This window comes from Flintibacter sp. SJQ-8, assembly GCF_054108085.1.
The window spans coordinates 154,327-175,736 of record NZ_JBPJWR010000016.1 but is presented as its reverse complement, the minus strand read 5'-3'; the positions used below and the strand labels follow the sequence as shown (position 1 = coordinate 175,736).

Below are 21,410 nucleotides of genomic sequence, written 5' to 3'. Positions count from 1 at the left end.
ATGAAACACTTTCGTATGTTGGCGGCGGGGCTTTGCTCCGCCGTTCTTTTATGCGGCTTTGCAATCCCGGCCTATGCCTATTCGGACGGCGGGAATGAGGAACCGCCTGTTGTGGAAGAAACTCCGGCCCCGGAGCCAGCGCCTACCATTACCCCGGGCGAGGGCTTTTCGGAGGATGGAAACCTTGTGACCCGCGATCTGCTCTACGATGCCGCAACCAACAAACAGTTCATCACGGTGGAAACCAGCGGCGGCAACACCTTTTACATTGTCATTGACTATGACAAGCCTGTGGACGAGGACGGCGAACAGTATCACACCTACTTTTTGAACATGGTGGATGAAGCCGATCTGCTGGCGGCACTGGAGGCCGCTGGCGGAGAACTTCCGGCCTGCTCCTGCACAGAAAAATGTGCGCCCGGAGCCATCCATACGGATTGCGAGGTCTGCGCGGTCAACATGACCGAGTGTGCTGGCACAGCTCCCGAATCCGCTCCGGTGACGGAACCTGCGGAGGAGCCGGAACCCGAGCCCCAGCAGAAAAGCAATACCGGGACGCTTCTGCTGATTTTGGCAGTGGCTGTGCTGGGCGGCGGTGCAGGCTGGTACTTGAAAATCTACCGCCCGAAGCATGAAAAAGCTGCTGTACCCGAAGAGGATTACAGTGAGGAACTGGCTGATTATGACGATCCCGAGGACGATGGGCCGCCTTGGGACGAGGACGATACCGAAAGCGAGGATAATGAATGAGATTTACCAACAACCCCTATGAGGGATTTATGAAAGAAAAAAGCTACTTTAAGGGTGTGCCGCCCAGCCTGCCGCCGAAGGGCTCCCGTTGTGACGGCTGCCCTTACTGGCGCGGGATCGGCTGCGTGTTCTGCTACCGGGAGCAACTCAAACCACCGGGCAACGGGAGGTGATGCTGTGGGCCGAGAACTGACCCGGACAGAAAAAACGGCAATCCGCAGGCTGGTATCAAAATGGTGTGCCAACTATGACCGGGACTGCGGCTGCCTGCCGCTGGATTGCGAGTGCTATATGTTTGGGAAATGCTGGACGGGGGCTTATTGCCGCTACTTCCGCGAGGCAGTTCTGCCCCTTGATCCGGCGCTGGAGGCTGCGCTGCTGGCAGAAGGGCCAAGGCCGGATTTCAAGGCTTGCCCGGTATGCGGCAGAGCCGTGGCTCCTGATGGACGGCAAACCTATTGTTCGGCGGCCTGTGCAAAGGCGGCACACCGCAGACAGCAGCGGGAATATATGCGAAAAAAACGGGGCTGATGTGTTGACAATTAGGACACCCCAAACCCGCCTGTGACAAGGCTTTTTAAGGCCCTTTTCTGCGGGAGGCGTATGTTTCTACGTCCGCCCCTGTTTCCGTGAGATGCTGTCAACATTTTAGCTGCCGGGGCTTTGGGACAATTTGTCCCAAAGTTCCAGCTTTTGTGGAAGGAGATACTATGCCGAAATATTATCCGATCAACGAAGAAGCCGCAAAGCGGGCAAAAGATATGAACAGCTTTTCCGACTATCAGCCGGGCTCCGCTACGGCGGGCTACCGGGCAATGGTCGATGAAGCGTATGCAGCGGCGGAACGCCAGAAAGCGCGTGTCGATCCCATGTACCACGATAAGATTGACGCTCTGGTGGATCGCTATGCCCGGAAACTTGCGGAAAATCTGAATGAACGCAATGTGATTGATGCCCGGGTGCCCTCTATTCTGATCTCCGGGGGCGGTAATTTCCCTGTGGCAAAAAAGCACAAGCAGAACGCCGCCCGGGATCGCAACTATGGAGAGTATGCGGAGATTTCAAAGCTGCTTGATAAAATCCGCTCTGTTGGTATGGGCGGGATCAGCGCAGACGATGATCTGGCCGTGGAAAAGCTGACAAAAAAGCTGGAGGGGCTGGAGTCCCAGCAGGCCACCATGAAGGCGGTCAATGCGTATTTTCGGAAACACAAAACGCTGGACGGCAGCCCGGAGCTTACGCCGGAGCAGGCAGAAAAGCTCAAAGCAGATATGGCGCAGTCATGGCACTTGGATAAAAGCAAGCCGTATCCCGCCTATCTGCTTTCCAACAACAACGCCAACATCCGCCGTGTACGCCAGCGCATTGAGGAACTGAGCAGCCGCTCCGAGTTTGCTGGCTGGACATTCCCCGGAGGTGAGGCCAAAATCAACGAGGCTGAAAACCGTTTGCAGCTTATTTTTGAGGAAAAGCCCGATGCCGATCAGCGGCAGGAACTGAAAAGCAACGGCTTTAAGTGGGCTCCCAGCCAAGGGGCATGGCAGCGGCAGCTTAACCAGAACGCCATCCGTGCTGCGGCCCGGATAGACTTTCTGCGACCCGAGGACGGTACAAGCCCCTATCAGCTCCAGCCGTTTGTGAAAAGAGAAAACAAAGAAATGTCTCGATGATGGGAGGTGTACTATGGACAAAAATCAAGGCTATGCTATTTTGAAGGCGGTCATGCTGGAAAATGGGCGGGAATTTGCATTGGGCGAACATCCCACCGCGCCATCCCGCTATGTCACATGGGCCTGCTATGATGACAAGGACGGCCAGCGGCAGTACGAATGGGGTCACTATGGAAATGACCGCACCGCGATGGAACAGGATTTTGCAGACCGGGTGCAGGACTATCAGCGTATTTATAACGTGGGGATCAGGCAGACCGAGGCTCCCGGCCTTTACAAGTATTATTCGACCCAGCGGCCTGTGGACATCGGGACATTCCCGAAGCCGCCTTATAACAAGCCGGATGAAATCTTCAATTACGATCAGCGCATCCCGGTGGAAAATGGCTCGTTCCTGACTTGGGGCTATCTTACCTATACCCGCCCGCTAACGGAAAAACAGGCATCCGACTATGAGCTGCGTCCTGCGCCTGATAATCCCGACAGGCCCCGTCCGATTGCCGAGCAGATGAAAAATGCGGCAAAGTTGGCGGAGGCAGATCGCGGCTCGGAGGCTCCGGCTCCCCAACGGAGGCAGCCTGACCGTGGCGATAGATAAGGAGGTGCGTATATGGAAAAGAAACGTGAACAGGAATTGTCTGTACTGGAGGTGCTGCGCCTGCACCGTGAATTTCATTTGCCGCACCCTGTTCCGGCAGACGAACAGGAAAAGCCGCTGGATAAGGTAAAGGAGCCGCCCCGCGCCTGCCGCAGCCGGGAGCGTGAGGAGCGATGACAAAAAAGCGCCGCCGTCCGATCCATCTTCATGTGATGGTGTCGGAGGCGGAGCAGGCTCTGATTCAAGAACGTATGGCGGAGGCTGGCATCCGTAATATGGGAGCCTATATGCGGAAAATGGCCCTGAGTGGGTATGTGCTTCATGTTGACCTTTCGCCTGTTCGTGTGCTGGTTTCGCTCCAGCGGCGCTGCTCCAACAATCTGAACCAAGTGGCAATTCAGGCCAACACCTACGGCGCAATTTATCCCGAAGAACTCGCAGCCTTACAGCGGGACTATGCCGCTTTGTGGGGGCCGCTGTCTGATCTCTTGAAACAGCTCTCCGCGCTGGTAGAGCTCTGATCCATCCGGGGAGTGGTTGATACCACTCCCCGGCTTTTTCTACTTCGGGACAAAGTGTCCCAAAGTAAAAATACTGTTTGCCGGAAGGAGGGATTTTTACGGCGACCACCTACATCCGCCCTTATAAAACAGCGGCGGGAAAAAGTGCAATTCAAACGATGGAGGATCGTTTCACCTATGGTCTGAACCCGGAAAAGCTGGGAGCCGTATCTTCCTATCTCTGCGATCAGAACACGGCTCCCGCCGAGTTTCTTCTGGTAAAAAGTCAATACCATGCAGAGACAGGCCGGGCCGTATCTCGCGGGGCACTGTTCTTTCAGATCCGACAGGCGTTCCTGCCCGGGGAGGTTACGGCGGAAGAAGCAAATCGTATCGGTTATGAAACGGCGATGCGCTGGACAAAGGGAAAGTATCAGTTCTTCGTCTGTACGCATACCGACAAGGCCCATATTCACAATCACATTTATTTCAATGCAACGGCCTTTGACCGCTCCCGGAAATTTCATAATTTCATTGGTTCGTCCTTTGCCCTGCGGAGGCTCTCTGACCGCGTGTGCATCGAACATGAATTGTCTGTTATCCAAAATCCGTGCCAGCACAGCAAGGGTCGTTTTCTCCACTATGGACAGTGGATCGGAGAAAAGCCACCCTCTGCCAAGCAGCGGGTGCGGCTGGCTGTTCTCGCCACTTTGGAGAAAAAGCCCACGGACTTTGCCGACTTTCTTCGTCTCATGGAGGAGTCCGGCTTTTCGGTGAAACAGGGACGCGGCGGTGTCATCTCATTCCTTGCGCCCGGGCAGGAAAAACCGACTCGGCTCCGGGCTTCTACACTGGGAGCCGGATTTGACCCGGAGGACATCAAGGCAGTAATTGCCGGGGAACGTCCGCTCCCCGAGCTGCCAGAGGAGCCCACGGTTCCGCCACGGCGAGTTAATCTCATCATCGACATTCAAGAGCGTATGGCTCAGGGCAAGGGCCCAGCCTATGAGCGATGGGCCAAGGTCTACAACTTAAAACAGATGGCCGCCGCGCTCCAGTATTTGCAGGAGCATCATCTGACAGACTATGCGGCACTGACGGCCAGCACCGAGGCTGCGGTGGATCACTTTCACAAGCTGTCTGACGAGCTCCGCACAACGGAGGAGGCTCTTTCCAAAACCTCGGAGCTGATGGCTGCCACGGTGGACTATGCCAAGACTCGCCCGGTGTTTGATGGATACAAAGCTGCGCGGTACAGCAAAAAGTATCTGGCCCAGCACGAAGCGGAGCTTGCCACTTACCGGGCGGCAAAGGATACTATGAACACCATACTGAACGGCGCAAAACTCCCTAAGATTGAAGCACTAAAAAAATCCCGCCGTGAGCTGGCGGGACAAAAGAAAGCGCTTTATGCAGAATACCGGGAGGCCCAGCGGCAAATGCGGGAGGCCGTGGCAATAAAAGCGAACATTGATCATCTGCTCGGCATAACAGACGAGCGTGAAAATAAGGCCCAGGAACGATAGTGACGGGCCGCAGACTACGGTGCAACGCACCGGGACTTTGGGACAATTTGTCCCGAAGTACAGCGGGTTTGGGGAGCTCCCCAACAAGCATTTTTGCGGGCCCTGCGCCCTGCAAAAATTTCGGAGTGTGGCCACACCCGAATTGCTTGCCATTTAGCGGCACCCCCGAAAAGCCCCCTAAAAACGAGAAAAACGAAGGCCCTTTTTACTTGACCTCCGTTTCTCTGGCTTTTTGTAGTCCCTCTGCTGTGGCCTCCATGACCGTCAATTCCTTTTCGTCCATTGTATTGAGCAGCCTGTCAATATGCTGGCGGCAGTCGCTTTCGCCGTTCTGCCTGTCAGGATAAAAGAACTGGTCTACGGAAATATCCAACAGGGTGACGATTTGGTAAAAGGTGTTCAGGCTTGGATGCTGGCCCCGGTTCTCAAAATACATGATGGAACGAGGGGTACGGTCTACGAGCTGTGCAAGGTATTCCTGTGTCCAGCCTTTCGCCTCTCTCTTGCGCTTGATCTCCCGGCCTAATGCGTGGAAGTCAAGCCGTCTGGTGTCTTGGTACATTCTCATATCACCCCTATATTATTTTACATTTCGGGTTTGACTATGAGAACGAAACACAATTTTATGTTTTAGTAGTATTTTATTGCCCGTCGGCAAGGTTGCCGATGTTACACGGACAAGGTATAATAACAGAAAGAAAATTTGAAAACTACACTTTAATCACAAAAATCTATGATACGCTATCTTTGGAGGTGTTATTATGCAAAGGATTTTAGTCGTTGAGGACGATTTTGATATTCAAGAACTTTTACAGAATTTTTTACAAGAAGCAGGATATGAAGTAGCTGTTGCAAATGATGGTGTCGAGGCACTATCTTTATTTGCGGGAGAACAATATGACTTGATTGTGTTGGACATTATGCTCCCCAAAATTGACGGTTACGGTGTCTGTGAATTGATACGCAAACAATCTGATGTTCCTATCATCATGCTAACCGCATTAAGCGGAGAAGAAGATCAGATTAAAGGATTGGATTTGCAGGTGGATGACTACATTACAAAACCGTTTTCTATGCCTGTCCTGCTCCGCAAAATTGCGGCTGTACTTCGGCGCAGTAACCGGGGAACAGATGAAAAGTATCAAATCATTACTTATGGCAATTTGCGTTTGAACTGTGACGGCTACACCGCCACAGTGGACGGAGCTAATTTTGAACTGACACAAAAGGAATTTGAAATACTGCGGGAACTGCTGACCCATCAGGGCCGGATATTGACCCGGCAGAACTTGTTGGATAAGCTGTGGCGATATGATTTTTATGGGGACGAGCGTGTTGTTGATACCCATATCAAAAACTTACGCAAGAAGCTGGGGATAGATTTCATTCAAACGATCAGAGGGGTGGGATATAAAGTTGATAAAGAGAATTAAAGGCAGTCTGTTTGCTAAAGTCTTTATTCTGACTGTGGCAGTTTTGCTCTGCGTGAGCTTTCTTGTCTATGGCGTTTTGGCTTGGTATATGCCTCAAACCTATTCTAACAATCTCAATGCGGCATTAGATGAACAGACCAGCGACTTTATTTATGAATTAGAACATATCCGTATGCAGGATAGCGGCGGACTTTTTGATCAGTTTCTTCAAAACACAACAATTAGCATGGTGGAGCTTTATACTGCTGATGGTGTTCTGGTGGAAACACCGTCTAACCAAAATAGCTTTAACGATGGGATCACCGGGGAGGCTCTTGGCGGAGCATCTTATGAAAGTGCGCCGATTATATCCAACAGCTATTACTTCTCATTTGCAGATGATAATAGCCAATATATTTTAACAGTTTACGGAGAAGCCTCTCAAATCGCAGAACTGCGGCAATCATTTGTAAGCGTATTACCGATTTTGTTTTGCGTTATTCTCCTTGTATCGTTGGCAACTGCTTGGGTGTATTCTCGTATCATTACAAACCCGGTATTAAAAATCAGTCGGATTTCTAAAGAAATGTCTGATATGAAGCTGGAATGGCAACTTGAGGAACGCCGTTCTGACGAGCTGGGTGTACTGGAGAATAGCTTGAATACGCTGTCCCGGAAACTGTCTGCTACCTTGGAAGAGTTGCAAAGTGCAAATCTCCAGCTCCAAAAGGATATTGAACATCAAAAGGTGCTGGAACGGGCACAACAGGATTTCTTTTCTTCTGCTTCCCATGAACTGAAAACCCCTATCACCATTATCAAGGGTCAATTAGAGGGGATGCTATTGGGTATAGGGGCATATAAAGACCACGAAAAGTATCTTGCCCGATCCTTGGAAGTTGCGGCTACGCTTGAAACGATGGTGCAGGAAATATTAACGATTTCAAGGCTGGAAACCAATGTTGATTTCAAAATGGAGCATTTTGATTGCGCTCCCATGATACATGGCTATTTGAGGGAGATTGATGATTTAGTGGCAACAAAAGAACTGCAAATACATCTTGCTATACAGTCTCCCGCTTTTATAAACGGGAACAAATTGCTGATTGAAAAGGTGTTCTCCAATTTGATTTCAAATGCTGTAAAGTATTCGCCGCATGGAGCAAGCGTTGATATTATTTTGCAAAATACCAACGGACGCTTTTTGTTCTCCGTAGAGAACACAGGTACACATATACCAGAAGATGATATTCCCAAATTGTTTGACGCTTTTTATCGTATGGAGCAATCCCGCAGTAGAAGAACAGGCGGTAGCGGCTTAGGGCTTTATATGGTTCAAAGAATTTTACAACAACATAACAGCTATTGTGAGGCTTGCAACACAGAAAACGGTGTTAAATTCTTCTTCACTATTTAGCGGACAATCAACGGCAGGTGAACAACCTGCCGCTTTTTTTAACTACACATAAATCACAAACTAATCCCAAAGGTATCCCAAAATGCTTTGCTATACTTGGGGTACATTCAAAGAAAGGATTGGTAAACACTATGAGAAGAATGGCATTATGCGCTGCGTCTATGCTCTTATTAGGCTGTTTGGCTGGATGCAGCACGACACCACAGAACAGCCAGGAACAAGGTAATCCCGTTATCAAGGAAGAAATCAGTCAACCTCTTGGCAGCTCTGAGGCGCTTGGAAACAGCGAGGATAGCTCGGCACTTTCCGCCGCAGACAAAGAAAAAATGTTTGCACCTTATGAACAATATGGGATGACCTATGATGCGGTCAAAGATGAACTTACCTATAACGGGAATTTGGTTCGATGGTTTGAGGACTATTATCCCATCGGTAACAATGAAACCGCCGGTATTGATTTTCTAAATGAAAACGGCACAGTAGATGTGTATGCTGTACGGGATTTAGAGAGCTTTTCAAAAGCGGCTGACGGCTCCGTTGATCCGGCGGGTAAGCTGATTGGCTTAAAAGAGTTTACCCAGCAGGAATTTGACGCACGGGATATTGAGGCGTTGAAAAACAGCACATCCGTTGCCATGGCAGGAACGCCGCTTGAAGATAGCGAAACTGCAAAGCTCGTTGCAGAGTATGAGGCATTTGGAGTAACCTATGATGCCGAAAAAGATCAGTGGTATTTCAATGGTGAGGAAGTCCGCTATTTCCGGGATGTTCTCACTTCTAATGGTGAAAGTCTCACCAGCGGAAAATTCCGAGGCGAAATGAGAACGCTTGGAAGTGGTGTTGGTACAATAGACATTTATACCGTTCGTGATTACGGCCACTTGAACAGCGAACATCACGGAACATTAACTGGCATCGAGAAATACAGTCAAGAGGAGTTTGACGAGCATACACAGGCCGGAATATCTGGAAACCAATCCATAGGTAATGCAAGCCATAACTAAACAAAGCATTTAACTGCCGCACGACGGCAAAAGAAAAAAAGCCGTCGTACAGCAGCCTATCAATACGCCTATTTGAAACGGCGGCTCAATTTTCAGAGCCGCCGTTTCTCTTTGGATATTCAGTAACCCCACGGCGGCCCATAGGAGGGTGTCGCCGTGTCCATCTTACTTTCTTACAATTCCCATGACCTTCACCAGCTAAAAAAAGCGTAGCTCCCCCTCCGGGACAGTCTGACTATGAAGGTACAATATATCAGTACAATTATGATAATGTAATTTCATGCGTCTGCATAGCGTCTTGCTGTGCGGGCGCTTTTTTGTACTTCGAGACAAATTGTCCCGAGGTGCGGGGCGGCTCCCCGGGATGCCGCTCCCCACCGAGCCCCGTTTCGGTCACTCATCCACCCAACACCGAAACGGAGGTTTATTTATGACTACAATCAATCTGAAGGATTTTTATTATTGGTACACACAGGATCAGTTTATTGAGGTTTCTGACGAGGTAGCCGAAGTGTTTGTGTCCGATGCCCGGCACGAAATGGCCTACCAGCGGCGGCTCTCCCGGCATAAGGCGCAGTATTCTCTGGACTGCGATGACGGGATCGAATATTCCGCCTGCCTGCATGAGCCAACGCCCCAGGAGCTTCTGGAGCGCATGGAGCTGTTCATCCGTCTGTGGAACGCACTCAACTCTTTGCCGGAGATCCAGGGCCGCAGGATTGATGCCCACATCATTCTTGGAAAGAGCATCAAGGAAATTGCCGAGGCCGAGGGCGTACATGAGGAGTCTGTCCGCCAGTCGATCAAGCGTGGCCTTGAGCGTATGAAAAAAACTTTTTGATTTTTTCATTTTCCCCACTTGAAAATGATGAAAAAATGTCTCGGTTTATGAAAGAAGATATTCTTCTTTTCGCAGATAAACAGCGGCGGCCCCGGGCATAGTCCGGGGAGCCGGGTGGCGGGTGCGCTGTGACTTTTTCTTCGGAAGAACGAGCGAACAACACCAACGCCGCAACTGGGCCGGGCCGCCCCACGGCCACGATCCGGCATAGGACAGGCTGGCCGCTTGTCCCTCCGGGCTGTTCCCTTATCTGCGAGGGAACGCCGCTTTGAGCATGGTTGTCTTTGGACAGGGCAAGAAAATGGGAGCGGCGTTCTCTATTTTATACTTACATGGAGTGAGGCAAGAGGGCAGCATCGTTTGGGTGCTGCCCTCTTGCGTTTCCCCATGATATGCGGGAGGCGTATCCTATTTTTGATAAGGAGGTTTTACCGTGAGATTAACGGCAAAGGAACTGGAACAAATGAAAAGCGTTGACATCGGCGCAGTGGCTCCCGAGTCCCTGCCGGATGTGAGCGGTATGATCTTTGACACCTCTCTCCCCCGGGAGGAGCGGATCGCTCTGTTTTTGCAGGCGGTAGAAAATCCATACTGCTTTTGCATCGGCGGGATCGGTGTAAAAATTGAATTTGCGGAAAGCGGGCCGTCCTTGCAGGACACGCTGACGGACTTCCTTCTCCGGCAAAAAAGCGGGCTGTAACTTCGGTTATGGCCCGTTTCTACTTCGAGACAAAGTGTCCCGAGGCGGAGGCATCCTTGTTGTCCCGCCCGAGCAGAGGTATAATATAGATGTAATGTGATAGGGAAGGAGGAACAATGGCACGAACAAAAAACAGAGGGTTGCAACAGAGTTTCTCTCCCTCTTATACCATCCGCCGCTGGCGGCTGGGCGCATACATCCGGCTCTCCAAGGAGGACTTGAAAAAGGGAAAGGACGACAGCAACAGCGTCATCAACCAGCGTGATCTGCTCAATGACTTTTACCAGAAGCATATCGGAGAATTTGAAAGTGTTTCCGAATATGTAGACGATGGACACACCGGAACGGACGCCAACCGGGAGAACTTCCAGCGGCTCCTTTCCGATGTAATGAGCGGAAAAATTAACTGCGTGGTAGTAAAAGACCTGTCCCGCTTCGCACGAAATTATAGCGATGCCGGAAGTTTGATCGATAACCTGTTTGTTCAAATGGGTGTTCGCTTTATCAGCCTTGCTGAGAATGTGGACAGCTACAAGAACCCCGACAGCGTTTCAAATATCATCGTTCCCATTACAAACGTGATGAACGATAATTACTGCTATCAGACTTCCAAAAAGATCCGGCAGGTATTTGATTACAAACGGCGCAACGGCCAGTATATCGGAGCATTTGCTCCTTACGGCTATGTAAAGCACCCAAAGGACAAGCACAGGCTGATTGTTGATCCCGATGCTGCTGAAAATGTCAAACTCATTTTCACAATGCTTATTCAAGGGTCATCAAAACGTGCTATCGCGCTGTACCTGAACGAACACGGCGTACCGAGCCCCTCGGCTTACAAGGTACAAAAGGGCTTGCCTGTTTCGACAAGAGGGTATGACGATCCTATGTGGGGAGTCCGCATGATCCACTCCATTCTTACCAATCCGACCTACACCGGGGATTTAGCCCAAGGCCGAAGCCGGGTGAAAAGCTACAAGGTACACCAGATTGAAGCTGTTCCACGCGAGGAATGGGTGGAAGTGGCTGGAACGCATGAGGCCATTATCGACTATGAAACTTTCGACAAGGTACAGGCTCTCTTACAGCGTGATACCCGTACTTCCCCGAAAGGCCGTGAGGTACATTTATTCAGCGGCTTTCTGAAATGTGCCGATTGCGGGCGGGCCATTACCCGATGCGTTGGCAAGAACAACAGTGTATATTATTCTTGCTCAACCTACAAGAACCGTTCCCGGACAGCCTGCACCATGCACTCAATCAAGCATGAACGGCTGGAGGCTGCTGTTTTGTTCGCTGTACAGCATCAGGTACATTTGGCTGTTTCCTACTCGGAAATCGTCACGCAGATCAATTCCGCTCCAATCAAAAAAAGCCAGTCTTACCGACTGGACGATCTGATAGCTGCAAAAGAGCGGGAACTGACAAAGATAACACGCTACAAGCAATCTCTTTATCAGGACTGGAAAGACGGTGAAATCACCCAGCAGGAATACCGGGATATGAAGGCTGACTACGAACGGCAGACTTCTGATATTTCCGCGGTGCTTACCCGGCTGAACGCTGAACGCGCAGAACTGGCAAACGGTGTGGACAACGAGCATCCTGCACTGGTAGCCTTTATGAAGTATCAGAACATTGAAGCCCTCAACCGTGAAATCTTGGTTGAACTTGTGGACTATATCAAGGTCTATGAAAACGGCAATATCAGCGTGAAATTCAAATTTGCTGACGAGCTCCGCAAGATTGCCGAGTACATTGAAATCAACACTACGGAAGATACCACAGTAGCGGGCTAACCCCCGCTACGAACCCCTTTGACAGTGTGTTTTCCTAATAGGCGCTAATCATATGGTAACGGACTTTCAAAGTGATACCTGTTATCAAAGTGGTATGGAACAGGATGTTATCAGTATTGAGCATTGCCTGAAAGGGAGATTTGAATGTATGTTTGATAACCGGAATTGTGTATATATGGGGCCAGGGGATGTTGCAATTAACAATGATTGGTGAAAATGGCTGCACCCTTTCCGGTGGTGAACGTCAGCGAATTTCCATTGCTCGTGCGATTCTGAAAGATGCACCAGTTATAATTCTGGACGAAGCTACTGCATCTATGGATGTGGAAAATGAAAGTATGGTGCAGGAAGCGTTATCAGAGCTTCTGCGGAACAAAACTGTGCTCGTGATTGCTCACCGTATGCGCACAATAGCAGGAGCAGACAAAATCGTAGTACTGGAAAATGGCAGAGTTGCAGAACAGGGCAATCCAGAAGAGTTAATGAAAAATGGTGGTATTTTTAGCAATATGGCAAGGTTGCAAATGGAAAGATGATAAAAACATCTGTCACACAAGGTAGTGAAGGACAGGAAACACAAAAAAATGCCTCCTGTCCTTTTATTATAATTATATTAGAACACGTAGTTTTATGCAAAATCCCCCCTTGACAAATCCCGTCTCACTTTGCAGCGTTGATATACTTTGTCTGGTTTTCTCCACAGCTTCAGCGGAAGATAATATAAGAAATCCCCGATCGGAGTCGGGAATTTCTTATATTGGCAGCAACGCGCATTCCTTAGCCGAGCGCGGAGCTTCCGCTATCCGGGTTTGGACGCCAGCCGTCCATAAGTTCGTCGTTCTCCATGATAAAGGGGCTCGCCGTATCCTGCCCCCATGAGGTGTCATATTTCCCCATAAGGTAATCGCTCAGTGCCGTTCGGTCGGCAAAGCGCAGCATCCGATACGGCTCCTGAAAGGCAACCTTTTCTACAAAGTACAGCGTCCCGTCCTCCGCCGTCAAAAGTACTCCAACATGCCCGACAAACAGCAGAGATTCCTCCTCGGTCGGCTTATCATGGAAGAACACCGTGATGAGGCGGATTCGTTCATTCTCCCGAAAGGTAACGCCGCGGGAAGCCCATTCCTCTTGTACGGTTTGTACATGACGCTTGATCTCCGTGGTATCCTCCGTCTTCACAGAGGAATACAACGCGCGGAAATCCGCAAGGCTGCTTCCGCCCAGCGCATCGGCAGATCTTGTTTTCAGCGCTTCCTCGTCCACAAACAGCACATCTTCACCGGCATTGATTTGAGAGTCCGCGCTCACGGAGAGGAAGTCCCCAAACAGGTTCATGGCGGTGATCCGGCAGTTATAGCCCGGAAACGTCCCGTTTTTCGCCGTCCATTCGTCCTGCATCGCGTAAGGGTCATATTTCGTATACAGCAGTTCTGCTTCCTCAAAGCCATCCGTAAGCCATTCCTGCTTCACGCCGTCATTAAAGCGGTCCACACGGCGGAAAAAGCCCTGAATACGCCCGTCTGATACGCCTGCGTCGGAGAGCAGCTCCTGCAAAAGCTCCCTTGATCCACTGTCGTTCAGGTTCGTATACTCGATCCTATCCAATGCCGGTCGCTGCTCAGCCGCGCCCTCGCAGCCTGTAAGTACGGCGGCAATAAACACAATGCATAAAATAAAAATGCCATCCCGTCGTGATTTCATGGTCCTGATCTATCCTTTCCTTGGCGATCGCCCAGCTTGCTGAGGTTATTATAGCACCGAGCCATAAATCTTATGTTAAGATACAGATGCTGGGATGTTGAAGTAAGCAGTTTTCTTCACTTCTCCGGGTGCTCTGACATGAGAAGTATTATCTGGAGCCAGCGTCGTGTAGGAATATCAAAGCAAAGAACCAAAAGTAAACGCTCATGAGTGGCGCGGATAAATGGCCGCGCCACTCATGGTTGCTTTCAATAAAGTGCGGCTGCGGAGATGTCCCTCTCCGCAGCCGCATTACGGTCTGTCAGCGCTTCAGCAGCACCTTCAGATCCTCCTCCGGCGTGGTGACCGGGGCAATATGAAAGTTCTCCGCCAGATAGTTCAGCACATTGGGAGAGATAAACGCCGGCAGGGTGGGGCCGAGGCGGATATTCTTGATGCCCAGGTGCAGCAGTGTCAGCAAAATGCACACCGCCTTCTGCTCATACCACGAGAGCACCAGAGATAGGGGCAGGTCGTTGACCCCGCAGCCAAAGGCGTCCGCCAAGGCCAGCGCGATTTTGACAGCCCCGTAGGCGTCGTTGCACTGTCCTACATCCATCAGCCGCGGCAGCCCGCCGATGGTCCCCAGATCCAAGTCGTTGAAACGGAATTTGCCGCAGGCCAGCGTCAGCACCACAGTGTCGGCGGGCGTCTGCTTGACAAACTCGGTATAGTAGTTCCGCCCGGGGCGGGCTCCGTCGCAGCCGCCAACCAGGAAGAAATGCTTGATTGCACCAGCCTTTACCGCGTCGATCACCTGCTCCGCCACGCTCAGCACCGCACCGTGACCGAAGCCGGTCATGACCGTGCTGCCGCCGTTGATGCCGGTAAACACCATATTCTTGGCGTAACCTCCCAGAGCCAGTGCCTTTTCGATGACAGGGGTGAAATCCTTGTCCTCACCGATGTGGGTGATTTCGGGGTAGGATACCAGCGCCGTGGTGAACACACGGTCTGCGTAGCTCGCCCGTGGAGGCATCAGGCAGTTGGTGGTGAACAGCACCGGTGCGGGGATGTCGGCAAACTCCTTCTGCTGGTTCTGCCACGCCGTGCCGAAGTTGCCCTTGAGGTGTGGGTATTTCTTCAGCTCCGGATAGCCGTGGGCTGGCAGCATTTCGCCGTGCGTGTAGATATTCACGCCCTTGCCCGCCGTCTGCTCCAGCAGCAGTTTGAGGTCGTGCAGGTCGTGCCCGGAGATGACGATGAACGGCCCCTTCTCCACCGTCAGCGGGACGGTCACGGGCGTGGGCGTGCCGTAGGTCTCGGTGTTGGCCTTATCCAGCAGCGCCATGCACTGGAGGTTCTTTTCGCCCACCTCCATCACGATGGGCAGCAGCGCGTCCATGTCCCAGTCCTCGCCCACGGCAAAAAGAGCCTTGGCGAAAAAGCGGTTCACTTTCTCGTCGGCATAGCCCAGCATCATAGCGTGATGGGCATAGGCCGCCATGCCGCGCACGCCGAAGAGGATCAGGGATTTGAGACTGCGAATATCCTCCTGCGCGTTCCAGAGCAAGTTCATATCATAATCATCGTTTCGCCCGCAGCGGGAGCCGCAGCCGGAACAGCCTGGAACAAGGCGGGCCTTTTCCTCGTGTACCCGATCGATCAGCTCCCGAATGGTCTTTTCGTTGAAACTCACATTGGTGACGGTGGTGAACAGCCCCTCGATCATCAGCCGCCAAGTCCCCTCATTCGCGTCCGGGGCATTATCTACCGCACGGGACAGTCCAACCAGAGCGCCAGTCAACTGGTCCTGGAGCTCCGCCACCTCAGCGGTTTTTCCGCAGACACCGGCTTTTCCGGTACAACCAGCGCAGCCAGCCGTCTGCTCACACTGAAAGCAAAACATCCTGTTATCCATTGTCGTTCGTCTCCTTCTGCTTTTTAGTTCAGGACCTGCATCTCCGGGTTCTTCTCCCCGAATTTCTCGCGCAGCGCGCTGCAGATATCCTCCCGGGACTTGCCCTGCTTCTCACCGTTTTTAATGAGCTTGTACGCCTGAAACAGCGCCGAGGGGCCAATCTCGCTGCTGAAAAAGCCAATGCCCTGATTCCATGCCAGCAGCTCAAACACATCGTCCAACGCGGCGCTCTCTACGCCGTGGATATATGCTTTTACCAGCTCTCGCGCCGCCTGCCGCATCCGGCCTGCGCCCACTGCGTTGGTCAGGGACAGCAGCAGCCGCATTTCGTAGGGCAGTACGCGCTTCTCGCTTTGCCATGTGGTCTCCCAGAAATCCACGGCGATCTGCCCCAGCTTTTCGTCGATCATGGGATAGTTCAAAAGAGCCAGCGGCTTGAAGGGAGCGGAGCTGTCGCCTTCCTTCTTCTCCACACGGCAGAACCAGACATGGAACTCCGCCTCACCCCGCTGCTCGGTGTGGTGCTCGTAGCCCAAGCCCTCCATGACAGCGTACAGCGGATGCGGCTCAAAGGTTTGGATGATGTGTAATCCTTCGCCCACCTCTAACGCCTCGGCTCTTTTCTTCAGCCCTTCAAAGAAGCTGCCCTGTATATGGCGCACATCCACGGTCTGAAACCCCTGCGCCTTATTCTTCCAGTTTTCATAACTCATAGTCTTTGCCTCTCTTGCAGAAAGCTCACGCCTCTTCAAAGGAATCCTTACCCACGCCGCACAGGGGGCATTCAAAGTCCTCCGGTACCTCGCTCCAGGGCGTTCCCGGCGTAATGCCGCCCTCGGGATACCCCACGCTCTCGTCGTATTCCCAACCGCAGACGGTACAAACGTATTTCATAACGATTCTCCTTTCGCGTCCCGCTTTAGTCCTCTTTCAGCCGGCCGTCCACCGTGACGGTGACGACCTGCCACGGGATAAATTTCCCGCTCTGTTGGAGCGCTTTTTTCGCCGCCAGTTCCAGCCCGCCGCAGCAGGGCACCTCCATCCGCACGACGGTGACGCTCTTGATGTTGTTCTCCCGGATGATCTCGGTCAGCTTTTCGGAATAGTCTACGCCGTCCAGCTTGGGGCAGCCCACGAGGGTGATGTGTCCCTTGATGAACCTCTCGTGGAAGGCGGCGTAGGCGTAAGCGGTGCAGTCGGCGGCAATCAGGAGCCGCGCGCCGTCAAAATACGGGGCGTTCACCGGCACTAACTTGATCTGCACCGGCCACTGGGAAAGGCGGCTCGTCTGCTGGGCTTGCGGCGTTTCCACGGCGGGCGCCTCCTGACGCTGAATATTCCGGGACTGGCTGCCGGGGCAGCCGCAGGGCAGGGTCATGCCCTCCTTCCGCATTTTCTGCTGCTTATTTTCCATGACGGCCTGCTCGTCATAGGCCGCCGCCTCCCGCTCCACAAAGGTGATGGCCCCGGTGGGGCAGGTGGGCAGACAGTCGCCCAAGCCGTCGCAGTAATCCTCCCGCATGAGCCGCGCCTTGCCGTCCACCATGGCGATGGCGCCCTCGTGACAGGCGGCGGCGCAGGCGCCGCAGCCGTTGCACTTATTTTCGTCGATCTCGATGATCCGTCGTTTCATCTTCGGTCCTCCTGTTGCTTTTGTGCGTTCATTGTACTATACTAAAAGCAACAAGTCGGTTGAATTTTCAACGAAAGAGGACTTTTTATGAAAGAATTTTTCCCTGTGCTCCACGCTGCGCCCCTTTTCTCCGGCATTTCCGACGAGGAGCTTGCCGTCATGCTCTCCTGCCTTGAGGCGAGGATCGACACCTTTCCCAAAGGTGCCCGCCTGCTCCGCGCGGGAGACGCGGTGGAGGAAGTGGGCCTTGTGCTGGCGGGCAGCGCCCTCGTTGTGCAGGAGGACATCTGGGGAAACCGCAGCATCCTCTCCAAAATCGGGCCGGGGCAGACCTTCGCGGAGGTGTTCGCCTGTGCGCCGGGGTCGGTACTGAATGTGAGCGTGGAGGCAGAGAGCGCGGTGACGGTGATGTTTCTGCATATAAGACGCGTTTTGAACGTGTGCCCCTCCGCCTGCTCCCACCATAGCCGGATCATCCGCAATCTGCTGGGCGAGTTAGCGGAGAAGAACCTGCGGCTCAACGAAAAGCTCACCCACATGGGCCAGCGCACCACCCGGGCAAAGCTGATGTCCTATTTTTCCGCCGAGGCACAGCGCCGGGGCGGCTATGAATTCGACATTCCGTTCTCCCGCCAGCAGCTTGCGGATTATCTCGGCGTGGAGCGCAGCGGGCTGTCGCTGGAGCTTGGAAAAATGCGGGATGAGGGCCTGCTCGACTTTCACAAAAGCCATTTCCTTCTCAAAACGCCGGAGGCTGACCGTCCCTTTCCTTCTGCGCGTTAATGAGCCCCCTTTGGGCGTATTGGCAAGTGCGGATAACCCCGTCAGCCACGGAGCGTCGAGGTTTTGCAGATGGAAAAAGCAGCTACGGTCTGTAGAGATCGGCAGGACAGCGTCAGCTCGTACAATCTGATTTGATCATACCCACAGTCGCTTTGGCTGTGGGTATTTTCTGTTTGAACTCCGAAAGCTTTGCAGAGCTCAAGGAGTCTAATGCCAAATTCAGCATGTCACTGACTATGAGGAAAACATCTTTTAGAGAGGGGTCAAAATTCATAGGATTCGGCAAGGAAGATGAACCGCGTCCTTTTGTGATGCTGCTTTTAAAAGATTGCAGCTTCGCCCCTTAACGAAGACTTTAAGTTAAATCTGTTACACTGTTGCAACCCCCTCAAAAATACAGACAGGAGAAAAAATTGACCGTATGATGAAAAAAAGATATTTTGCTTTTCCCATTCTTGCAATCGCACTGCATTTTTTGCTGTCCAATCTGTTGTATTTCCTTGTGGAAAGGCTCGTTTTGGATGTTTTTCATATCCCCCCACAACAATTTATGAAACACTCATATTGGGGCGAGATTTTGATCTACGCTGTTCTTATCCTCGTATTCTTCACGCTCTATAAACTGCTTTGGAGGAAAGAGATAAGCGAACCGCGCACAGCGACAAATTTCAAAGATGTGCTCGGCAGTCTGGTCGTGGGATTTGGCATTTGCGGGATCTCCGGTCTTTGGATCATGCTGGCAGAACAGCTTCCCTCGCTTCAAAAAAGCGTTGAGGCAATGAACGCCGGTGCTGAAAATATTGCCGGTGGAAATGCATTTGGAACATTTATGATTGCGGTGATTGCTGCACCTATTGTAGAAGAAATTCTATTCCGCGGCATTGTGCTTCGCTCCATGCGGAAATTCGCCCCAGCTTGGGCCTCGATTCTAATATCATCTGTACTCTTCGGCGTTTATCACTTGAATATCGTGCAGGCTGCCTATGCCACCCTTATGGGCATTGCCGCAGGAATCTTTTACGAGAAGAAAAGGAACCTGCTGTTTCCCATCCTCGTGCATTTCGCAAACAACCTCATTACTATGCTGCAGGGCTTTGCGCTATCCGAAGTGAATGAACTGATCAGCATTTTTATTCTGATCATGATCGCTCCGGCGGGGTATGTCGTCTGCCGCTCGCTCCGGCAGGGCAAAAGAGCAGATAGCATGTAAGGTTTTTATACAATGTATAAAGCATACAGCGGCACAGAGCAAACTCTCTGTGCCGCTGTTTTTTGTAGCCCGAAAACCACTCGCTAGGCGAGTGGTTCCAAAAAGCTTAAGCGGAGAGTAGACGAAAAAAACTCCTTTTGCTAAAGTAAGATTGCGGTCTGCCAACTGCAATCGAAAGCAAAATGTAATTCAAACAGCGGAACAACGCGTTGACATTTGGAGACGGTCAAGTTCTCGAACAGTTCAGTATCTGCTTCATCTTTATTCTGATCCAGACTATCTGGAAAAGATCCTCGCCAGTAAAGGTAGGTGGAAGCTCTATACTACGGACGGCGGCTTCTTCTATATGGCACCGGAGGGGGAAATAGAGTCGCATCGTCCCTCTGAAGATAACGCCAATGAGGAGACGATTGGATTGGAAAGGCTATTTGGAGACAGTTGGTTTTCTGAAAAAGCGCGTACAGATATGGAGGTGCTGAAGAAAGAGTTCCGAGAGCTTGCGAAAAAGTATCACCCAGATGTTTCTACTGAAGTTCAAGCTGCCGATATTTTCAAGGAGATTTCCGCAGAATATGACCTGCTGCGATGGAATGAAGAAGACTCTTCACAGTAAGCTAAAAAATCGCCCTCCCGAGTGTTGAGCTTGGGAGGGCGATCATTGTGTTATGTGTTATTTGCGTCAAGCCTTACTGCGCCTTCTGGTCGATCCACTCGGGGCGGTATTTGGAATAGACGATCTTCTGCTCGCTGTACAGGCCATAGTAGCCGGACAGGAGATAGGAGACCACGCAGCACAGGGCATACAGGGGCAGGCTCTCGCCGCCGAACAGCTCGTAGGATAGCAGGATCGAAGTGATGGGGCAGTTGGTGGCCCCGCAGAACACGGCGGCCATGCCCATGGCCCCGGAGAAGGCGTGGGGCAGCCCTAAGATAGGCCCGGCCAGGGTGCCGAAGGCGCAGCCGGTGAACAGCACGGGGACGATCTCACCCCCACGGAAGCCCGCGCCTAGGGTGACGGCGGTGAAGGCGATCTTCAGCAGGAAGGCCTGGGGAATGGTCTCCCCGGCCAGCAGACGGCGGATGACAAAGTCGCCAGCGCCGTTATAGTCCTGACTGCCCACCATCAGGGTCAGCCCCAGCACCAGCACGCCGCCCATGGCTGCCCGGATCAGGGGATTGGGGGCCACGTTGGCATAGACCTTGGGGGCGGCGTGCATCACCTCGCAGAACAGGATGGACACGATGGCGCACAGCACGCCCAGCCCCGCCGCCTGGACCATGGTCAGGGGGGACAGGGCCGCTGCGTCGGGGATGGAGTAGCCCACCGTGGCGTGGAGCCCGCACACCCGGGCAAACTGAAAGGCGATGAGGGAGGACAGCACGCAGGGCACCATGGCCGCATAGTACATCACGCCCACGCTGACCACCTCCATGGCGAAGATGGCGGCGGTGAGGGGAGTGCCGAACAGGGCGGAGAAGGCGGCGGCCATGCCGCACATGACCATGATCCGGCTGTCCTTGGCGTCCAATCTGATCTGGCGGCCCAGCCACGCGGCCAACGAGCCGCCCAGCTGCAAAGCCGCTCCCTCGCGCCCGGCGGAGCCGCCCACCAGGTGGGTGAGGATGGTGGAGAAGTAGATGAGGGGAGTGGTGCGCAGCTTCATGGGCTCGGCCTCCCGCACGGCCACCAGCACCAGATTGGTGCCCCGGTCCTTCTCCATGTGGCAGGCCCGGTAGAACAGCACGATGGCCACGCCGCCCAGGGGCAGGAAGAAGATCACGTTGGGGTGGGCCCCACGCAGCTGGGTGGCCCAGTCGATGCCATAGTGGAAGGAGATGGCCACCCCGCCCACCACGATGCCGATGAGGCAGGAATAGAGGAGCCATTTCAAAAAGACCAGATATTGCAGCACGGACATAGACGTCCGCTCGTCAGAGGGGGCAGGTTGCATGGGTTTCTCTCCTA

Annotated in this window: 24 protein-coding genes and 1 pseudogene; 18 read left to right on the top strand and 7 right to left on the bottom strand. The window is 52.6% G+C overall.

All coding sequences use genetic code 11. From position 1 onward, the window contains the following. The 8 genes from ACSAMP_RS12295 to ACSAMP_RS12260 all read left to right on the top strand — a co-directional run bounded on the left by ACSAMP_RS12295 (nucleotide 1) and on the right by ACSAMP_RS12260 (nucleotide 5,044). Complete coding sequence (locus ACSAMP_RS12295) at nucleotides 1–750, top strand: DUF4366 domain-containing protein (RefSeq protein ID WP_457800660.1); 750 nt, start codon at nucleotides 1–3, stop codon at nucleotides 748–750. Then, nucleotides 747–923, top strand: coding sequence for a hypothetical protein (locus ACSAMP_RS12290; RefSeq protein ID WP_014080211.1), 177 nt, complete (start codon nucleotides 747–749; stop codon nucleotides 921–923). The genes ACSAMP_RS12295 and ACSAMP_RS12290 overlap by 4 nt, the downstream gene beginning before the upstream one ends. A gap of 4 nt (nucleotides 924–927) precedes the next feature. Further along, nucleotides 928–1,281 (top strand): cysteine-rich VLP domain-containing protein, encoded by a 354-nt coding sequence (locus tag ACSAMP_RS12285; RefSeq protein ID WP_173687167.1) that lies wholly within the window; start codon nucleotides 928–930, stop codon nucleotides 1,279–1,281. A 179-nt stretch (nucleotides 1,282–1,460) separates the two neighbouring features. Next, the gene (locus tag ACSAMP_RS12280; RefSeq protein ID WP_457800659.1) at nucleotides 1,461–2,420 is read left to right on the top strand and encodes a DUF8626 domain-containing protein; all 960 of its coding nucleotides are present in this window, start codon (nucleotides 1,461–1,463) and stop codon (nucleotides 2,418–2,420) included. Nucleotides 2,421–2,433: 13 nt separating this feature from the next. Beyond that, the gene (locus ACSAMP_RS12275; protein ID WP_457800658.1) at nucleotides 2,434–3,018 is read left to right on the top strand and encodes a defense against restriction DarA-related protein; all 585 of its coding nucleotides are present in this window, start codon (nucleotides 2,434–2,436) and stop codon (nucleotides 3,016–3,018) included. Nucleotides 3,019–3,030: 12 nt separating this feature from the next. Next, nucleotides 3,031–3,195 (top strand): hypothetical protein, encoded by a 165-nt coding sequence (locus tag ACSAMP_RS12270; RefSeq protein ID WP_014080207.1) that lies wholly within the window; start codon nucleotides 3,031–3,033, stop codon nucleotides 3,193–3,195. Further along, a complete protein-coding gene (locus ACSAMP_RS12265) occupies nucleotides 3,192–3,539 on the top strand; it encodes a plasmid mobilization protein (RefSeq protein ID WP_457800657.1) in 348 nt (115 codons plus the stop codon). Before ACSAMP_RS12270 ends, ACSAMP_RS12265 begins: the two co-directional genes overlap by 4 nt. A gap of 158 nt (nucleotides 3,540–3,697) precedes the next feature. Further along, a complete protein-coding gene (locus ACSAMP_RS12260; RefSeq protein WP_457800656.1) occupies nucleotides 3,698–5,044 on the top strand; it encodes a relaxase/mobilization nuclease domain-containing protein in 1,347 nt (448 codons plus the stop codon). Between the two features lie 205 nt (nucleotides 5,045–5,249). Here the strand turns inward: ACSAMP_RS12260 and ACSAMP_RS12255 are convergent, their stop codons facing one another. Continuing rightward, nucleotides 5,250–5,612 (bottom strand): helix-turn-helix transcriptional regulator, encoded by a 363-nt coding sequence (locus ACSAMP_RS12255; RefSeq protein WP_330366484.1) that lies wholly within the window; start codon nucleotides 5,610–5,612, stop codon nucleotides 5,250–5,252. 190 nt (nucleotides 5,613–5,802) lie between these two features. Here ACSAMP_RS12255 and ACSAMP_RS12250 point away from each other — a divergent pair, with 190 nt between their 5' ends. The 7 genes and pseudogenes from ACSAMP_RS12250 to ACSAMP_RS12220 form a co-directional block, all read left to right on the top strand. Then, nucleotides 5,803–6,477, top strand: coding sequence for a response regulator transcription factor (locus ACSAMP_RS12250; RefSeq protein ID WP_457800981.1), 675 nt, complete (start codon nucleotides 5,803–5,805; stop codon nucleotides 6,475–6,477). Then, nucleotides 6,461–7,873, top strand: a complete 1,413-nt coding sequence (locus ACSAMP_RS12245; protein ID WP_343221143.1) for a sensor histidine kinase — start codon at nucleotides 6,461–6,463, stop codon at nucleotides 7,871–7,873. Before ACSAMP_RS12250 ends, ACSAMP_RS12245 begins: the two co-directional genes overlap by 17 nt. 131 nt (nucleotides 7,874–8,004) lie before the next feature. Then, complete coding sequence (locus ACSAMP_RS12240; RefSeq protein ID WP_226818873.1) at nucleotides 8,005–8,877, top strand: hypothetical protein; 873 nt, start codon at nucleotides 8,005–8,007, stop codon at nucleotides 8,875–8,877. Between the two features lie 430 nt (nucleotides 8,878–9,307). After that, on the top strand, nucleotides 9,308–9,718 hold the full coding sequence (locus ACSAMP_RS12235) for an RNA polymerase sigma factor (RefSeq protein WP_117465015.1): 411 nt from the start codon (nucleotides 9,308–9,310) through the stop codon (nucleotides 9,716–9,718). Between the two features lie 433 nt (nucleotides 9,719–10,151). After that, entirely contained in the window at nucleotides 10,152–10,418 is a 267-nt protein-coding gene (locus ACSAMP_RS12230) for a DUF6870 family protein (protein ID WP_117465016.1), read from the top strand. 116 nt (nucleotides 10,419–10,534) lie between these two features. Then, on the top strand, nucleotides 10,535–12,217 hold the full coding sequence (locus ACSAMP_RS12225) for a recombinase family protein (RefSeq protein ID WP_457800655.1): 1,683 nt from the start codon (nucleotides 10,535–10,537) through the stop codon (nucleotides 12,215–12,217). Nucleotides 12,218–12,417: 200 nt separating this feature from the next. Next, nucleotides 12,418–12,753: pseudogene (locus ACSAMP_RS12220) on the top strand (ATP-binding cassette domain-containing protein); the annotation flags it as partial. Nucleotides 12,754–12,994: 241 nt separating this feature from the next. Here ACSAMP_RS12220 and ACSAMP_RS12215 read toward each other — a convergent pair. The 5 genes from ACSAMP_RS12215 to ACSAMP_RS12195 all read right to left on the bottom strand — a co-directional run bounded on the left by ACSAMP_RS12215 (nucleotide 12,995) and on the right by ACSAMP_RS12195 (nucleotide 17,451). Further along, a complete protein-coding gene (locus tag ACSAMP_RS12215) occupies nucleotides 12,995–13,918 on the bottom strand; it encodes a DUF4300 family protein (RefSeq protein ID WP_457800654.1) in 924 nt (307 codons plus the stop codon). 301 nt (nucleotides 13,919–14,219) lie between these two features. After that, complete coding sequence (hcp, locus tag ACSAMP_RS12210) at nucleotides 14,220–15,818, bottom strand: hydroxylamine reductase (protein WP_457800653.1); 1,599 nt, start codon at nucleotides 15,816–15,818, stop codon at nucleotides 14,220–14,222. 23 nt (nucleotides 15,819–15,841) lie between these two features. Continuing rightward, nucleotides 15,842–16,531, bottom strand: a complete 690-nt coding sequence (locus ACSAMP_RS12205) for a DUF2249 domain-containing protein (RefSeq protein ID WP_457800652.1) — start codon at nucleotides 16,529–16,531, stop codon at nucleotides 15,842–15,844. Nucleotides 16,532–16,556: 25 nt separating this feature from the next. Then, nucleotides 16,557–16,712 (bottom strand): rubredoxin, encoded by a 156-nt coding sequence (locus ACSAMP_RS12200; protein WP_457800651.1) that lies wholly within the window; start codon nucleotides 16,710–16,712, stop codon nucleotides 16,557–16,559. A 25-nt stretch (nucleotides 16,713–16,737) separates the two neighbouring features. Then, nucleotides 16,738–17,451, bottom strand: a complete 714-nt coding sequence (locus ACSAMP_RS12195; RefSeq protein ID WP_457800650.1) for an ATP-binding protein — start codon at nucleotides 17,449–17,451, stop codon at nucleotides 16,738–16,740. Between the two features lie 87 nt (nucleotides 17,452–17,538). On the opposite strand from ACSAMP_RS12195, the gene ACSAMP_RS12190 reads away from it, so the two are divergent. From ACSAMP_RS12190 to ACSAMP_RS12180, 3 genes are all read left to right on the top strand, one after another. Then, entirely contained in the window at nucleotides 17,539–18,234 is a 696-nt protein-coding gene (locus ACSAMP_RS12190) for a Crp/Fnr family transcriptional regulator (RefSeq protein ID WP_457800649.1), read from the top strand. Nucleotides 18,235–18,655: 421 nt separating this feature from the next. Next, nucleotides 18,656–19,444 carry a CPBP family intramembrane glutamic endopeptidase gene (locus ACSAMP_RS12185; RefSeq protein WP_457800648.1) on the top strand — a complete coding sequence of 263 codons (789 nt, stop codon included), beginning with the start codon at nucleotides 18,656–18,658 and terminating at the stop codon, nucleotides 19,442–19,444. A gap of 346 nt (nucleotides 19,445–19,790) precedes the next feature. Next, nucleotides 19,791–20,057 carry a DnaJ domain-containing protein gene (locus ACSAMP_RS12180; RefSeq protein WP_457800647.1) on the top strand — a complete coding sequence of 89 codons (267 nt, stop codon included), beginning with the start codon at nucleotides 19,791–19,793 and terminating at the stop codon, nucleotides 20,055–20,057. A gap of 73 nt (nucleotides 20,058–20,130) precedes the next feature. Here the strand turns inward: ACSAMP_RS12180 and ACSAMP_RS12175 are convergent, their stop codons facing one another. Then, the gene (locus tag ACSAMP_RS12175; protein ID WP_457800646.1) at nucleotides 20,131–21,396 is read right to left on the bottom strand and encodes a chloride channel protein; all 1,266 of its coding nucleotides are present in this window, start codon (nucleotides 21,394–21,396) and stop codon (nucleotides 20,131–20,133) included. Between the last annotated feature and the right edge of the window lie 14 nt (nucleotides 21,397–21,410).

What these genes read in the sequence shown, in the direction of transcription:
- ACSAMP_RS12200 (WP_457800651.1), bottom strand. Translation starts at nt 16,712, where the DNA reads ATGAAATACGTTTGTACCGTCTGCGGTTGGGAATACGACGAGAGCGTG.
- ACSAMP_RS12185 (WP_457800648.1), top strand. Translation starts at nt 18,656, where the DNA reads ATGATGAAAAAAAGATATTTTGCTTTTCCCATTCTTGCAATCGCACTG.
- ACSAMP_RS12190 (WP_457800649.1), top strand. Translation starts at nt 17,539, where the DNA reads ATGAAAGAATTTTTCCCTGTGCTCCACGCTGCGCCCCTTTTCTCCGGC.
- ACSAMP_RS12260 (WP_457800656.1), top strand. Translation starts at nt 3,698, where the DNA reads ATGGAGGATCGTTTCACCTATGGTCTGAACCCGGAAAAGCTGGGAGCC.
- ACSAMP_RS12205 (WP_457800652.1), bottom strand. Translation starts at nt 16,531, where the DNA reads ATGAGTTATGAAAACTGGAAGAATAAGGCGCAGGGGTTTCAGACCGTG.
- ACSAMP_RS12240 (WP_226818873.1), top strand. Translation starts at nt 8,005, where the DNA reads ATGAGAAGAATGGCATTATGCGCTGCGTCTATGCTCTTATTAGGCTGT.
- ACSAMP_RS12280 (WP_457800659.1), top strand. Translation starts at nt 1,461, where the DNA reads ATGCCGAAATATTATCCGATCAACGAAGAAGCCGCAAAGCGGGCAAAA.
- ACSAMP_RS12235 (WP_117465015.1), top strand. Translation starts at nt 9,308, where the DNA reads ATGACTACAATCAATCTGAAGGATTTTTATTATTGGTACACACAGGAT.
- ACSAMP_RS12195 (WP_457800650.1), bottom strand. Translation starts at nt 17,451, where the DNA reads ATGAAACGACGGATCATCGAGATCGACGAAAATAAGTGCAACGGCTGC.
- ACSAMP_RS12295 (WP_457800660.1), top strand. Translation starts at nt 1, where the DNA reads ATGAAACACTTTCGTATGTTGGCGGCGGGGCTTTGCTCCGCCGTTCTT.
- ACSAMP_RS12255 (WP_330366484.1), bottom strand. Translation starts at nt 5,612, where the DNA reads ATGAGAATGTACCAAGACACCAGACGGCTTGACTTCCACGCATTAGGC.
- ACSAMP_RS12270 (WP_014080207.1), top strand. Translation starts at nt 3,031, where the DNA reads ATGGAAAAGAAACGTGAACAGGAATTGTCTGTACTGGAGGTGCTGCGC.
- ACSAMP_RS12275 (WP_457800658.1), top strand. Translation starts at nt 2,434, where the DNA reads ATGGACAAAAATCAAGGCTATGCTATTTTGAAGGCGGTCATGCTGGAA.
- ACSAMP_RS12265 (WP_457800657.1), top strand. Translation starts at nt 3,192, where the DNA reads ATGACAAAAAAGCGCCGCCGTCCGATCCATCTTCATGTGATGGTGTCG.
- ACSAMP_RS12290 (WP_014080211.1), top strand. Translation starts at nt 747, where the DNA reads ATGAGATTTACCAACAACCCCTATGAGGGATTTATGAAAGAAAAAAGC.
- hcp (WP_457800653.1), bottom strand. Translation starts at nt 15,818, where the DNA reads ATGGATAACAGGATGTTTTGCTTTCAGTGTGAGCAGACGGCTGGCTGC.
- ACSAMP_RS12175 (WP_457800646.1), bottom strand. Translation starts at nt 21,396, where the DNA reads ATGCAACCTGCCCCCTCTGACGAGCGGACGTCTATGTCCGTGCTGCAA.
- ACSAMP_RS12215 (WP_457800654.1), bottom strand. Translation starts at nt 13,918, where the DNA reads ATGAAATCACGACGGGATGGCATTTTTATTTTATGCATTGTGTTTATT.
- ACSAMP_RS12225 (WP_457800655.1), top strand. Translation starts at nt 10,535, where the DNA reads ATGGCACGAACAAAAAACAGAGGGTTGCAACAGAGTTTCTCTCCCTCT.
- ACSAMP_RS12180 (WP_457800647.1), top strand. Translation starts at nt 19,791, where the DNA reads ATGGCACCGGAGGGGGAAATAGAGTCGCATCGTCCCTCTGAAGATAAC.